This window comes from Flectobacillus roseus, from assembly GCF_030056595.1.
Lineage (GTDB): Bacteria > Bacteroidota > Bacteroidia > Cytophagales > Spirosomataceae > Flectobacillus > Flectobacillus roseus.
Genome location: NZ_JASHIF010000018.1, coordinates 33849 through 48422 on the forward strand (window position 1 = coordinate 33849; position 14574 = coordinate 48422).

Below are 14574 nucleotides of genomic sequence, written 5' to 3' on the forward strand. Positions count from 1 at the left end.
GGATAGAGGAAAGAACTTTGTGCCTTTGTCCCTTATTTTTTACTTATTCTTACTCAATTGAATAGCACTTTCGATAGCCAAAGTCATAGCGTCAGGACTGGCGATGCCGTTTCCTGCAATTTCGAAAGCCGTTCCATGGTCTACCGATGTACGGATAATAGGTAAACCTAGCGTGATGTTTACGCCTTTTACGCTATCCATTTGACCTTTTTCGGCATTCCATGTAAAACCAGTAAGTTTGAAAGGAATATGTCCTTGGTCGTGATACATCGCTACTACTCCACCATAATATCCAGTTGCTGCTTTGGTAAATAAGGTATCTGGCGGAACAGGACCCTCTACTTCATAGCCCAAACGCAAAGCTTCTTCTACTGCTGGCGCAATGTCTTCAGCTTCTTCTGTTCCGAACAATCCTGAGTCGCCAGCATGCGGATTTAGCCCTGCAATACCGATTCGCATATTGGTTTCACCCAAACGTTTCATACCTGTATGAAGCAATTCTGTTACTTGTAGAATGCGTTCTTTTTTTACTAAATCACAAGCTTGGCGCAAGGATACGTGTGTGGATACATGAATTACTTTTAGTTTATCTTCTACCAAAAGCATGGCATATTTTTTGGTATTGGTGTAATGCGCATAAATTTCGGTATGTCCCGCAAAATGATGACCTGCCTCGTTGATAGACTTTTTGTTGATAGGTCCAGTTACGGTTGCGTCGATTTCATTGGCTAAGGCTAGTTCAATAACGGTTTTTACCGCTTGAAAAGAGGCCTCTCCGCACATGGCTGATATTTCGCCAAAACGTAAAGTTTCCATATCCACATTGTCCAAGTCATAAACATCAATTTGTCCAAATTGGAACTGCGCCTCTTTTACTGATTTAATAGGATTAATCGTAGCTTCGAGACCTAATAAATTGATGATATGACTAAAAACATTGGCGCTACCTACCAACAATGGGCGACAAGTTTGATAAATACTCTGATCTAATAAGGCTTTTATAGCGATTTCGGGTCCAATACTGGCTGGATCCCCCATGGTGATTCCGATAATTGGTAATGCTGACATAAGTACTAATGCAGAATTTTTAATGTTGAATTGTGATTTAAGTTAGTACACCAGATAAAGTTTAAGATTGTGCTTTAAGCTTTCAGGTATCGGCTTTCGGCGGTGGGCTATGGGAAAAATGCATGTGCGTGGTCGTTAAAAACTTTTTAACACTCTTTGCCTTGTGCCTGTTGCCTTGTGCCTAGTGCTACTCCGACAATGCTAAACTCTCTAGCGCTTGTGCGTAAGCCTCTTTTAATTGCAATAGATCTTCTTGCGAAGAACCTTGTAATGGAGGCATTACAATTGGCTGGCAAAGCTGGTGCGTTGACATCAATGCTTTTAAAGCCCAAAGCGATTCGCCAAGTGTACGACCTTTTTGGTACAGACTTCCATACAAATCCGAAAGCTCTTGCATGCGCAGCGCTTTGGTTGAATCATTCTGACGGACAGCTTCTTGCATTTCATGATAAATGCTAGGAATAAAGTTTCCAGTACTTGGAATAATACCATCACTGCCTAACAACATCGCTTCTGCTGATTTGGCTGCCCAACCCATAAAATGACTGAAGTCTGGTCTATCTTTCCACAAATGAAGGGATTTATGAAGGCGTTCTACATTTCTTTCAGAGTCCTTTAAACCAATAATATTGCTGTGATAGCTCAATTCGTCAATGATTTGTAGAGGAACAGAACTATGGGTTGTTGCAGGAATATTATAAATGATTAATGGCAAAGGAATAGCGTCGGCTAATTGTTCAAAATATCGTTTCATCTGACTTTCAGTCAGTGCGTAATAAGAGGGCAAAGTGGCTGCTACCACATCTACTCCTGCTTGTTCGCTAATTTTGGTTAGTTCTATCGATTCTTCGAGGCAATTCGAGGCAATACCAGCATATAATATGGTTCCTTTTTGTTTATTTTTCCCTGCTTGTCTGACATAGTCCGTCTTTAATTCAAAAGGTAAAGATGCTGATTCGCCAGTAGTTCCAAGAATAAAAGGTAAAACATGGTTACGGTAAAAATTATCGAACATGCTTTCGACTGCACCGTGGTCCAACTGAAAGCTTTCAGTCAGAGGCGTTACCGCTGGTACCACTATTCCGCTATATTTTTTTTGAATACTCATGGGGTAGTTTATATCGTGTTCATGGAGAACAGTTGATTTAAGGATTTATGATTGGGAGATTTTCAAACTATTTCAGACTTGGGATTTATGATTTCGGAAATAAAATACCTTTATTTTTTACAAAAAATAGTAGATTACACTTCCGAAATCCAACATCCGATATCCGAAATGGATAGGTATTATATTCCTTCGTACAGTCCTAAATAGGAGTTTAGAAGGCAGCTTCAAAAATTTGAATAGCGTCAGACTCCTCAATTGGTCTTGGATTATTTTTCAATAACCGTTGAATTTTTAGGGCATCCTTCGCCATTTGTGGAATTTTTTCACGTGCCACGCCTACCTCACGTAAAGTAGCAGGAATACCACAAGCCTTGATAAGTTCTCGCACTTTGGCTACGCCAGACTTTGCCATTTCGAGCGAATTCGCCACGGGTTCGCAACCAAGTGCTTCCGCTACTTTGGCATATCGTTCGGGTGCTGCCACAAGATTGTATTCCATTATATAGGGTAGCAAAAGTGCATTTGACAAACCATGTGGTAAGTGATATAAACTTCCCAAAGGATAAGACAAGGCATGTACCCCAGCCGTGTTGACAGGTCCTAAACAAAAACCTCCAAGTAAACTGCCCATAGCTACCTGTACTCTGGCGTGCTCGTTATTGCCATTTTGTACCGCTTCGACAATATGCGCTCCAATCAACTTCATTCCTTCATAAGCATACATATCGATAAACAAATTGGCAAACTTGTTGGTGTAGGCTTCCAAACAATGGGTAAGGGCGTCAAGCCCTGTGGCTGCTGTGATACTTGCTGGCACACTTACCGTTAACAAAGGGTCGGCATATACGGCATCTGGAACTAGATAAGGACTAATAATGCCTTTTTTCTGATTGTCAAGATTATCTACCAAAATAGCATTAGGTGAAACCTCACTTCCTGTTCCTGCGGTGGCTGGTGCACAAATCAACTTTTTGGCTCTTTGTTTTAACAACCCAATGCCAACATATTCTCTTAGTTCTTGAGGATTGCCAAGCTGAGCTGCTACCAATTTGGCTATATCGAGCACACTTCCACCGCCAATACCAAGTACTACGTCGGGATTGAATGGCTCTACTTTTTTCATCAATGTAAAAAAATCTTCGAAAGAAGGTTCTTGAACAATACTGGTATCAATCTGTACTTCGATTTGTCGAGCTTTTATATCTGCTAAAAGCGGTTCTAAGGCTTTTAGGATAGGTTCTATTGTAACTAATAAAACTTTTTGGGCATTATATCCGCTTAATTCTTCGGCGATTTGGTTGATAACACCGCTACCAAATACCAATTTATTCGGAAAATAAATACTTACATTTTGAAGCGTATTCATATTAATTAAGGTATTTCTGAGGATTAGTCTTTGGTAATTTCGCCTCCTTGCGGAGCAGTATAACCTTTTACAAAAGGCCATTTTCCATCAGTAATTTTTACGATTTTAAGTTTTTTGGGGTTTATAACAGCATGTTTAATTTTTTGTCTACGCCATGTGTAAATCACATGCAACAATCCATCTTTGGTTTGAATAATAGATGGATAGGAATATTGACTAATAGGAGAATCTTCTACAATCAAAGCGGCAGACCAATTGATCCCATCATTTGAAATCGATAAATTCAGGGGAGTTCTTGGCCCTTTTGCCAAATCTCCAGGAGGCAATACGTGATTATAAATCAAATAATGTTTTCCATTTGAGGCTGTTAGGGCATCTGTACCTGAGTTGTTATTGGGCAAATTACTTTTTGCTAAAGGAGTCCAAGTTTCTCCATTGTCATACGACCAAGAGGTCAAAATGGCTCTATTTCTGCTTCGTGCTAAAATTTGCAATTTGCCTTTTCCATGATCTAAAATGCTTGGTTGGATTCCTTGCGTATCTTTATCTCCTTGGATAGGTCCTACTTGTCTCCATGTTTTGCCACCGTCTTTGGTCACTTCAAAATGCAAGCGCCAGCCTAATGAACCTTCGGTACTACTTGGGCAAAATAAGTTGCCATTGGATAGTAATACAGGCTTGTTTTTCACAGGACCGATATATCCTTCTGGTAAAGCTCTTGCCTCTGACCAAGTTTTTCCGCCATCGGCAGAGGTTTTTAACCAACCTTTCCATTTGGCAGGACTAGGGCCTATTTTATAAAACAGTAAAAGTTCACCATTAGGAATTTGGTACAAAACTGGATTCCAACAAGCATAACGCAAAGTGTCGTTGACGATGCCATTAGCAACATTTTGTGGTGCTTGCCATTTGCCATTCTCTTGGCGACTTACCCAAATACAAACATCTGGATTGCGTTCTTTGGTACCACCAAACCATGCCGAAACTAATCCTGTGGGTGTTTCAGCAAGTGTAGCGGCATGACTTTCTGGGAAAGGTGGATTTTCCACTACAAATTCATCCACAAGAAGCCCCTTTTTCCAAACTTGAGCTTCCGATGTGAAGGGCAATGCCAGTGTGCATGAGATAAATCCTATGAGTAATTTTTTCATAAATGCTTTTTTACTTTGAAACAGTGACCAAGGCACATAGGCACAAAGTGAAAAGTATAAAACTGAGTCTCTGGCCTTGTACTCTATTCCTATATTTTAAATTCGAATGAGTAAGAGCCAGAACCAATTTCTAGTATCGTATATGCTCGGCTCAATCCCATAATTTTGATTTCTTTATATTGAGAAATTGCCTTCCCTCCCTCTGTAATGTTTTGATAATCAGGGGAAGGAATATAAATAATGGCTTTGCTATTGGCAGGTACTCTGACTTGCCAAGTGGTGGTGTTACCTTCTTTTTTCCATTGGGATTCAATCGTTCCTCGTATTGACTGATAACTTGCTTGTACTTGATTCAATCCTTTTGGAAAATCTGATTTTAACTCAATGTATTTGTATGCGGTTTCTCTAGATTTAATACCTGCCAAATGCTGGTAATACCAAATCAACAAATCACCTAATAACATCACATGATTGGCTGAGTTCATTTCGGGGTTGGCGGTATTGCCATTCCATAATTCCCAAATCGTTGTGGCGCCATTTTCGACCATATAACCCCAACTTGGGTAATCTTTTTGCGTCGCTATCGTATATGCCAAATCTCCTTTTTCGAGATTACTTAATCCTCGCATGAGCCATTGTGTACCAATGACGCCTGTGCTGATATGGCTGTTGTTTTTTTGTACAATAGTTTGGATTAAATTCTCTGCAACCTTAGTTTTTTCTTCCGCTGAAACTATGTCGTAAACCAAGGGCAACAAATTGGCAGTTACAGTTCCATTGCTGTAGTTTGAGGCCTTCAAAAATGCTTGGTTAAAGGCATTTTTATAATCTGTTTCCATCTTTGAAAAAGATGCTACATCTTTCAGATTATCAGTAGTTTGAGCAAATTTTTGCATGAGTTGCAACACACGAATGTAAGTGGCTGTAGCTAACAATTTGCCATCAGTCAATCTACTTTCATCTTTGGCATGAATCAACTCTTTTGATTCGGGTGGCACACACCAATCTCCGTATTTATCTTTGGTGATTAGTCCGTTTTCGGTATACTTTTCAGCCATATACATTGCCCATTTTTTCATAGATGGGTAATGCTTTTTGATAGGTTCAGCATCTCCAAATTGCTGGTAGAGCATATCTGCAATCGTGATATAGGTAGCTGGCCACGTAACATTGTCGCCATAGTATCTCCAAAAACTAGGGGCTACGTCGGGGATACTTCCATCGGCTTTTTGGCTTTGCTCTATATCATCTAGCCATTTGGCATAAAGGGTATGATTATCAAACAAATAGCTTTCTCCATAAGCCCCTGTTGTACGGTCTCCCAGCCATGGCTGGCGCTCGTTGCGTTGTGGGCAATCCACTGGCATACCTTTGTAATTGCTACGAATTCCCCAATAAGCGTTGGTAAAGATTTGATTGAGCGTAGTATTCGAACTTTGGAATTTACCCGCATCACTCATGTCGTCGTATACCACTCTTCCATCAAATTGCTCAAGCTTTGGTTCTGTTGGAAAACCTGTAATCTCAACATATCTAAAACCATGATAGACAAAACGAGGCTCCCAAGTTTCTGTACCTTCTCCTTTGAGCGTGTAGATATCGGTTACTTTGGCATCACGAAGATTTCGCACATATAAACTTCCATCTGCTTGCAGACTTTCGGCAAAACGAAGGGTAACTTTTTGACCTTTTTTTCCCTGAACACTTAGGCGTAACCAGCCTGCCATGTTTTGACCCATATCCAAAATATAGGTTTGAGCATTGAGTTTTTTGAGTGAAACAGGTTTGATGGTCTGCATAACCTTCATGTTTGCAGTCATTTGTGCTTCGTGGTCGCCGCCTGGTTCTTGTACCAATTGCGCCTTGAGCCATGAAGTATCTACGTAGCCAGATTGGCTCCATTTGCCTAACTCTTTGGTAGCATCGTATTCTTCTCCGTCATATTCATTATTGCAACGAATTGGTCCATCGGCAGTTACTTTCCACGTATCATCGCTGACGATAGTTTCGCGACTGCCATCTTCATAAACCAAGTCGAGGTTGAAAAGCATTTTAGGATAACCGAATGTTTTGATTTTATAAGGTTTGTAATCTTGGCGCATCGTGTAATAACGACCATTTCCCAAAATTGACCCCACTGCATTGGCACCTTGTTGCAACAAATTTGTTACATCAAAAGTATTGTATTTGACTCCTTTGTTGTAATCCGTCGGAACAGGTGCTAATACCTGATTACCAACTTTTTGACCATTGAGATATAACTCATAAAGACCCAAGCCGATGATATAGACAGTAGCACTTTTAAGTTTTTTCTTTACTGTAAAATCTTTTCTGAAATAGCGAGCCGACAAGCGTGAAAACTGCCCTTCGTTATCCCATGCGAATGAGCGGTCTAAGCCAATCCAACGTCCTTTCCAATCTACATAATTGATTAAACCAATACTAAAAGATGCTGTTTCAGACCAATTTGACTCTCCTTTATTGGTCCAAACTTTTACTTTCCAAAAACACTTACTACGACTTTTGAGGGCTTTTCCTGCATAGCGTACCTGAATCGTTTCGTCTGAATTGATTTTTCCAGAATCCCATAAATCACCTTGGTTTTGCGCCAATAACTCTTGACTAGAAGCCACCAAGATTTGATAAGCTGTCTGATTGACTGCTCTTTGGTTGGTATTGATTTGCCAACTCAAACGTGGTTGTACGACATCGATACCTTCAGGATTTTGTAAAAATTCACAACGGACTTTTTCAACAGTAATCACCTTTTCGTCTTTTCTAAAGCTAGAAAAAAGCAATCCCAATAAAGCCAGTAGTAAGAAATAGTGTTTCATGGTTTTACTATTTTATCAAACATCAGTAGAGGAAATATTAGATAGATAAGATACCTGTGAGATATGTTGATAGCTTCCTTCCAATTGAGGATCATATCCATTAACAGATACACTATTAACTAATAACGGCTGGTACCCTACAAGTTAAATTCTGCCAAAAGGTCAGCAACTTTTACGGGCTGACCAGTCGATAATGAACGATCCATTGCTTGTAATAGCGCTACTGTGCCGATACCTTCTCTCACATCTGGATAGGCTATTTGTCCGTTTTCTAGGCAATCAACAAAGTATTCTAGATAGTTTTGATATTCGCCAGCGTGGTGACTTTTACCTTCAAATCTGAAATAATGCTTTAGTTTATGTTCCCAAGTTTGTACGATTTCTTCGCCTGTATTGGTCGTCACAGCATATCTCAAATCCATGTAATCGGCTTGGCTACAGCCTTCTGTTCCACGCAGAATACAACTCATTTCGCTATCGCGCACTACTGGTTGCACAGGACCTGTATAACAGCCACTTACCCGAGCAATACGTCCGTCGGTCGCTTTAAAAATAAAGTGCATAGTATCAGGGTTTTTGAGTCCGCCTTTCAAGCCATTAGCACTCAACATACCATAACCCATCACCTCTTCGATATTTGGCAAATACCAACGAATAAAATCTACAGGGTGACTCAAACCGCCATATAACCATTTGAATGCAGATTCCAATGACCAGCCTTTTTCTAAAAACCAACGGTGATCAGCATGATAATAGCCTTCGATGGTAATAAGGTCACCGATCAGACCTTTTTCGTAGTCTGCTCTTTGCTTTTTCATAGGTTCAAAAAAGCGTGAACTTTGACCAACAAATACCTTTTTCCCTGTTTTTTCGGATAATTCTATAAGCTCTTTGGCATCGGCCAAATTGTCGATAAATGGCTTTGTACATACTACATGCTTGCCGTGTAAGAGCGCTTGCTTTACGTGCGTAGCATGCCATTTGTCAGGGGTATAAATGGCAATAATATCGATACTTTCGTCGTCGAGTAATTCTTGAAAATTGGTCGTATAAGACTGAAAATCAAACTCTTTGGCACGTTGCTGGCAAAGCTCTAAGCGTAAATCACATATTTTTACTAATTCTAACTTTGAACTCGCAAGCGCAGCAGACATAGTGCTTCGTCCTTCTCCCAGTCCTAAAATGCCGATTCTTAACATGGTTTTGACTAAATATTGTTAAATGACTTTATTTCTTAAAATTCGAGAGGTTTCAAAAACTCCCAAGTATCGTCTTTGGGTGCATCTTCCAAACCTTCTTGATAATCTTTCATGGCTTTGTTCCAATCATTTACCCTTGGATTGTCGAGGGTAGTGCGTGGATTGAGTTTTTCAAAATCAGCTTCAGCAGGAATGCTAATTACAAGCATGAGCTGGCGACCATTTTTGAATAATAAAAGTTGTTGAAAATCAGCCTTACAAAAGCCTTTTGACACTTCAGGCCACTTTTCGAACTGTGTAGCGTGAGCGTCTAAATACGCTTTTTGTTTGCTTGGGTCAGCCACCATATTAGCAGTTAGCAAAATATGTTTCCAAGCTCCTTCTTTTTTCTTTTCTCCACATTTTTCACGATTAAACTCATAGAATAAATCATGATAGGTCTTGATTTTTACCTCAGGAAAAGCATTTTTGAGGCGATCTTGGAGTAAATACACATCTTGCACTTTATCAAAAATGACCGTATGATTTTGCCATTGATAGACGGACGAAGTACTGATTTTACTTTTCCCCAGAATGATTTTTAGTTTTTCTCTGTCAAGCGTTTTTCCTTGAGCTGAGACCAATTCGACTATCACAGGCTTTTCGATATTGATGTCGTAGCGAGCATCATAGGGATTGGCGAAACGTAAAAGAGATTGGAATTGTGGCTCTAAACCAGCTTTTTGATAAATACTATCTGCTACGCTAGGACCGTTATTTTCCCATGTATTGGCTGGACCATTCGCATTTTGTAAGTATTTGGTCGAAGCCGTCCAGTTTTCTCGAATAGTCATAAATGAGGAACCTTCGTCGGTATAGAGGTAAAACCAGTGACTAGGAATATGCGCATACGGAGCACGATAAATGCTATCTATTACATTCTCAATGATTTGCGTGTTGGGCTGTGCCGAAAGCGTATAGATACCAGCGACATCGTACATATTTTTACCATAAAGGCGAATTTTATTAGCCTTTACAAGATTATTTTTTAAAACAGTAACATGACGTGTCCATCCCCAACCTACACTGATACCAGAATAGTGTACATTTGAAATGTCATTATGTGTAATTTGGATATCATGCGCAAAGCCCACACCTATTCCAACGCTTCCCCAATCTTCGTTGGTAGCATCGGTAATAAGATTATTTGAAATTTGGATATGATGACTAACTTCTCGTAGGTCTGTAGGATTATAAGGTAAATGTATTTCGGTAGCTTCATCAGAAAAATTGCCCACCAAAATACCATTGCCCCCAAGGTCTTTGAACACATTACCAGTCACTGAACTTTGGCTAACTCCTTTGTACAAATCCAAGCCTGTAGAGGCAGTATGGGTAAATTGACAGTTTTGAATATGAATATTTTGACTATGGTTGATACTAACCGCTGCCATCGGACGAATAATCCAAGCCTGATTTTCGAGCGTTTGCTTTTCTGGCGTTCCTGCAATTTTTAATTTGTAAGCATCGGTCATAGGCATACCCGTTTGGTGCGCCACGTGTCCGTGCGTAGCTGGTCGCCAGTAGGCGGTATGCTCGAAGTTAATATTTTGAATATGAAAATGTTGTACAGGTTTTTCGGGTGTTCCTTCTATACGAACTAAAGTTTCCAAATGAGAAGCAATTACTTCTGATTGAAGCATATTCTCATTGGCGAAAGGGAAATAGTAGATTCTCTGTGCAACAGGATCACAATAATACTCGCCAGCCTCATCCAAAAACTGTAAAGCATTGCATAAATAAAAAGCAGAATTGCCTGTCTCTTTCGAAATCCAAGGCGCTGGCCAAGGGTGTTCTGATTGAATACGACTTTCGGGATGGAAGAAAGTAAGTTTGGCGCTATCTCCTTGCACATCTATTTTTTTTACTCGCAATTGTGCAATTTCCCACCACTGATGGATAAAGAATTCCAATCCTTTTGCTTGTTCCAAATGCGCTTCTTTGGGTGCAGGAATCCAACAAGTTTGTTCTTTTTTATTCCAAGAAAGGATACGGTGCATCTCAATGCCAGTTGTATTTTTGGCACGAGTCGCCTTTTTCCCGTTGACCCACAGTTGACGGACGCCCAATTGCATGCCTTCAGGCAGATCGGCCACCCAAATTTTTCCTTTTGCTTTTTGTGGTAAAAAAAGAAGATTCTCTTTTAGCAATTTCCAGTTGATAATAGCTTTGCCACCGCTAATAGAAACTTGTGCTTGTGGTGCTGCTTCGAGGATGGTGGGGTTATTAGATATACCTGAATCTTCGGGTCTAATATTGATAGGTTCTTCCAAAAAGTATTTACCTGAGCTAAGATAAATATGTACAGATTTTGAAGGGTCGGTTTGATGCAATCTTCTCAGCTCACGCACCTTTCTTAGTGCCATTGAAGGGCTAGCAAGGGGCTGTTCTTTGGTACCAATGTTACTGTCCGAACCCGTGGAAGATACCCATACTTCGGATATTTGTCCAAAACAATTTGAACAAAGTACAAAAAAAGTACAACAAAGGAGCAAAAATATCTTACCAGTGCTATTTTTCATTGGCAATTAGTACGCTGAGGTAATTGAAAAAATGAGAATGATTGAATCACAAAGATAGCCTACAGTGTAGGGTCTTATTTGTATCATTTTCTCAATGTATTATACAATTTTGCCGTAGATATAGGTGCTTTTATTTACTTATTTGAAATGTTTGGTCAACTTTGTACAAAAGTGCTCAGGTGTTGTTTTGGGGGCTTTTAGCTTTGGGGCTATAGGTGGGATATTCCTGATTTTTACAGAAAAATATGATTTTATCCTCGTAGAGATACCTGTTTTAGTATCTCTACGAGGTGAAGGTTTATTTCGTTTCTATCTCGAAGATTTTTCTACCTTTTTCTCCTAAATAGTGAAAAAGAATTTTCTCATAAACTTTATAGCCATCATCTACATTCGTAAAAATGACTAGACCTTGTTGGGTTTTGGGAAGAATAAACATAATCGTTTGACAACCTTTGTCGGCTCCTCCGTGCGAAATGGCGTATTCTCCCTTATCGAGTTCATAGATTTCCATGCCCAAACCAAAATGTTTTCCTTTTTTGGTGACTACCTGCGTTTTAATCATATCCTCGAATACGGTCTGACTCAGCCCCTCTCCTTTCATGATACTTAGCATAAATTTGCTATAGTCTTCAATCGTCGTAAGCAGGTTATCGGCAGCACTGGCTTTAGTATTTTTTTCAATGGGATAAGCTTCGCCTTCTTTGTTGTAGCCGATTGCATATCTTGAAATATCAATTTTGTTATTCCAAACTAGTTGGGTTTGGGTCATTTGTAAAGGCGTAAAAATGAGTTCTTGCGCTAGTTGTTCTAAGCTTTTATGAAATTTATGTTCCAAGGCTTTTTTCAAGTACTCAAATCCTTCACCCGAATAATGATATTTGGTTCCAGGCGTAAAATCAAAATGAAGTTTGTTGTCAGGATTAATAAAACGCCAATTTTTAAATCCGCTTTGATGACTCAGTAAATGTCTTGTGGTCAAAATTTTGCTATTAGGGTCTTTGGCAACATCGGGGTCTGTCCAGTATTTATAAATGGGTTCGTCCAAATTCCATTTTCCTTGGCTTACGAGTTTGAGCGTTACCATTGCTGTGACAGGTTTAGTCAAAGAGGCAACATTGAAAATGGTATTGTAGGGAGCTGTAACGCCTTTTTTCAGAGTTCCATAAACTTTAATATCTTGAATTTTGCCAGCATTTATCACGCCGATTCCCAGCGTGGGAACGTTGTTTTCTTGTAACCATTTTTCTATATCAGGAATATTGTCAAAAGTAGATGCAGATTGAAAAGGAATATCTTTTTGCTGATGGTCAAAGCTGAGTCCACGAGCTAATTTCCATGCGCCATTTTCGAGTAGCCAAACATGCGTAAACTTGGCAGTACTGGCAAATCGCTCTTCTTTTCCAGCTATTTTTTCATAAAACTTATGCACACCATGTTGGATAGCGCCATACAAAACTTTGTTTTTATACAATGGGTAAACCTCAGTACTTTCTTCTACCAATGCTCGACGAGATTGATAGGTATCGGGAGTTTTGCATAATCCTTTTTTGATATTTTGTAAAAATTGAGGCTTATACGAAATACTGTCGACATCATGGAAAAACTCAAATTTGTCACTCAACAAACGCTCAAATTGTGAAATATCGCAAGTATTAAAGCCTACATTAAACAATAGACTGTCTTGTTTCATAATGCTTTTGTAAAGTTCAGTATCTCGACTGACTTGTGCGATGGAGGTATTACTTACAAGAATAAATAGGTAAAAAAAGATTTTTTTCATTTTTAAAGAGGGATTAATAAATGATTGAGGTAGGTAAATTGTTCGATTTTTATCCAGCAATAACAAAGAAAATGATGACTGGCGAGATGGGTGGATGATGGTGGGTTACGGAGTTTTGGGAGGTGATTTGATATTGTGATGAATTGTGAATTTTTAAATAGTACTGTACGAAGGATTGTATTTTGTTCAAAAGTGTTCTCATTATTCGCATTTTTGAGTGTAGGGGCAACCCTTGCGGTTGACATTCGGAATGTGGCAACCGCAAGGGTTGCCCCTACACCAATTGTATTTTAATGATAAAGCTCATAGGATATAGGAAGGATAGCCTATTGTTGAATCATATTTTATAAAAAATTAAGGCGTTTTTCAGGAACTCCGAAATCAGAAATCCCAAACCCCCAATAGTTGCACCTTCTACATTCCTCTAAGTCGTTTATCAAAAGCGAGTTTCTGCGTTGACATTACTTTGATTTTGGCAGCTTCAGGATGATTGGGATTGATAAGGTAATTATATTCTGGTGGCACAATGCTACTTGGTACTTTGAGTACAGCGGCACTATTGCTTCTAACAAAATCGTCGCCTATGTACTGGGTTTCTAACAATGGAGGTTTTGCATCCCATTGTTCGGGTAAATCTTCATTGGCTAATTCTAAAATAGTTATATCGTCAGGAATGTCTATTTCTACATAATACCGATCATTGGGTAAATCCTCACTCAAATCGAGGTGAACGGCTACTTCGAGCATTGCCAATGCGCGAGTAGCGGCGGTATAAACCAAATAGGTATTTTGACTATTCCAACGAAAACCTTTACTAAGCGCTGCCCCAATTCCCTGTAGCGTGGTGGACAGATACTTTTCTCGTTCGATTCTATAAACTTTCATTAAGCTAAATTTCCGTATTCAAGTCGGTTGAGGCAATTCATCACTTCTTGAATACCTGTGGTAGAGTCTAGTAAACTTTCGGGGGTAACACCGCCAAGCGCAATGTTACTTTTTTTAAGCCAACGCTGAAACTTGTCCTCTTCTTGATTAAATACTTCAATACCATAATCGAGCAGTTCGATAGATAACAAAACAATTTCGCTATCGCGACCTGTTAGGAGCGCTTGCTCTCGTTTTTTCTTATTGTAGGTAGTTTGAGGCATATCAATCAACTGCAAAATATCTTTGACAGAGGTATTGATGCGCTGACTCAATACTTCGATTGACTCATAAGGAATTCCTTCACGAAGAATGTTTAAGCGTTCCATGCTTGAACTCCATGTGTAGGTATGCGTGGGGGTTACCAATGTTGACCCAAGGGTGACTTTTTTCCGTTCACGAGCACGTTTAATGCTGAGTTTTGGGTCAAAACGTCCTGTTTTTATGCTTGACTTTTCCATAGTTATAACATATTTATTACTAATGTACAACAAATATGCTATAGTAAAAAGTTTCTTTGTTCCTAAAAATAAGATAATTATCTATATATCCATCGTAGAGACGTAGCACCGCTACGTCTACT

10 protein-coding genes are annotated in these 14574 nt (G+C 39.4%); all 10 read right to left on the reverse strand.

Annotated elements, in window-relative coordinates:
* Positions 1–39 precede the first annotated feature (39 nt).
* Entirely contained in the window at positions 40–1068 is a 1029-nt protein-coding gene (gene pdxA, locus QM524_RS18215; RefSeq protein ID WP_283345649.1) for a 4-hydroxythreonine-4-phosphate dehydrogenase PdxA, read from the reverse strand.
* A gap of 187 nt (positions 1069–1255) precedes the next feature.
* Positions 1256–2176, reverse strand: coding sequence for a dihydrodipicolinate synthase family protein (locus tag QM524_RS18220; protein WP_283345650.1), 921 nt, complete (start codon positions 2174–2176; stop codon positions 1256–1258).
* Positions 2177–2387: 211 nt separating this feature from the next.
* On the reverse strand, positions 2388–3542 hold the full coding sequence (locus tag QM524_RS18225; protein WP_283345651.1) for an iron-containing alcohol dehydrogenase: 1155 nt from the start codon (positions 3540–3542) through the stop codon (positions 2388–2390).
* 23 nt (positions 3543–3565) lie between these two features.
* Entirely contained in the window at positions 3566–4693 is a 1128-nt protein-coding gene (locus QM524_RS18230) for a sialidase family protein (protein WP_283345652.1), read from the reverse strand.
* 89 nt (positions 4694–4782) lie between these two features.
* Positions 4783–7527, reverse strand: a complete 2745-nt coding sequence (locus QM524_RS18235) for an alpha-L-rhamnosidase (protein ID WP_283345653.1) — start codon at positions 7525–7527, stop codon at positions 4783–4785.
* 137 nt (positions 7528–7664) lie between these two features.
* A complete protein-coding gene (locus tag QM524_RS18240; protein WP_283345654.1) occupies positions 7665–8726 on the reverse strand; it encodes a Gfo/Idh/MocA family protein in 1062 nt (353 codons plus the stop codon).
* Between the two features lie 35 nt (positions 8727–8761).
* Complete coding sequence (locus tag QM524_RS18245) at positions 8762–11287, reverse strand: L-rhamnose mutarotase (protein ID WP_283345655.1); 2526 nt, start codon at positions 11285–11287, stop codon at positions 8762–8764.
* 298 nt (positions 11288–11585) lie between these two features.
* Positions 11586–13067, reverse strand: a complete 1482-nt coding sequence (locus QM524_RS18250; protein WP_283345656.1) for a class A beta-lactamase-related serine hydrolase — start codon at positions 13065–13067, stop codon at positions 11586–11588.
* 414 nt (positions 13068–13481) lie between these two features.
* On the reverse strand, positions 13482–13952 hold the full coding sequence (locus QM524_RS18255; protein WP_283345657.1) for an RES family NAD+ phosphorylase: 471 nt from the start codon (positions 13950–13952) through the stop codon (positions 13482–13484).
* Positions 13952–14452 carry a type II RES/Xre toxin-antitoxin system antitoxin gene (gene parS / locus QM524_RS18260; protein ID WP_283345658.1) on the reverse strand — a complete coding sequence of 167 codons (501 nt, stop codon included), beginning with the start codon at positions 14450–14452 and terminating at the stop codon, positions 13952–13954. Before parS ends, QM524_RS18255 begins: the two co-directional genes overlap by 1 nt.
* Positions 14453–14574: the final 122 nt, after the last annotated feature.

Coding starts and splice junctions, on each gene's coding strand:
- QM524_RS18250 (WP_283345656.1), bottom strand. CDS start 13,067: ATGAAAAAAATCTTTTTTTACCTATTTATTCTTGTAAGTAATACCTCC.
- QM524_RS18245 (WP_283345655.1), bottom strand. CDS start 11,287: ATGAAAAATAGCACTGGTAAGATATTTTTGCTCCTTTGTTGTACTTTT.
- QM524_RS18225 (WP_283345651.1), bottom strand. CDS start 3,542: ATGAATACGCTTCAAAATGTAAGTATTTATTTTCCGAATAAATTGGTA.
- QM524_RS18230 (WP_283345652.1), bottom strand. CDS start 4,693: ATGAAAAAATTACTCATAGGATTTATCTCATGCACACTGGCATTGCCC.
- QM524_RS18240 (WP_283345654.1), bottom strand. CDS start 8,726: ATGTTAAGAATCGGCATTTTAGGACTGGGAGAAGGACGAAGCACTATG.
- parS (WP_283345658.1), bottom strand. CDS start 14,452: ATGGAAAAGTCAAGCATAAAAACAGGACGTTTTGACCCAAAACTCAGC.
- QM524_RS18235 (WP_283345653.1), bottom strand. CDS start 7,527: ATGAAACACTATTTCTTACTACTGGCTTTATTGGGATTGCTTTTTTCT.
- QM524_RS18220 (WP_283345650.1), bottom strand. CDS start 2,176: ATGAGTATTCAAAAAAAATATAGCGGAATAGTGGTACCAGCGGTAACG.
- QM524_RS18255 (WP_283345657.1), bottom strand. CDS start 13,952: ATGAAAGTTTATAGAATCGAACGAGAAAAGTATCTGTCCACCACGCTA.
- pdxA (WP_283345649.1), bottom strand. CDS start 1,068: ATGTCAGCATTACCAATTATCGGAATCACCATGGGGGATCCAGCCAGT.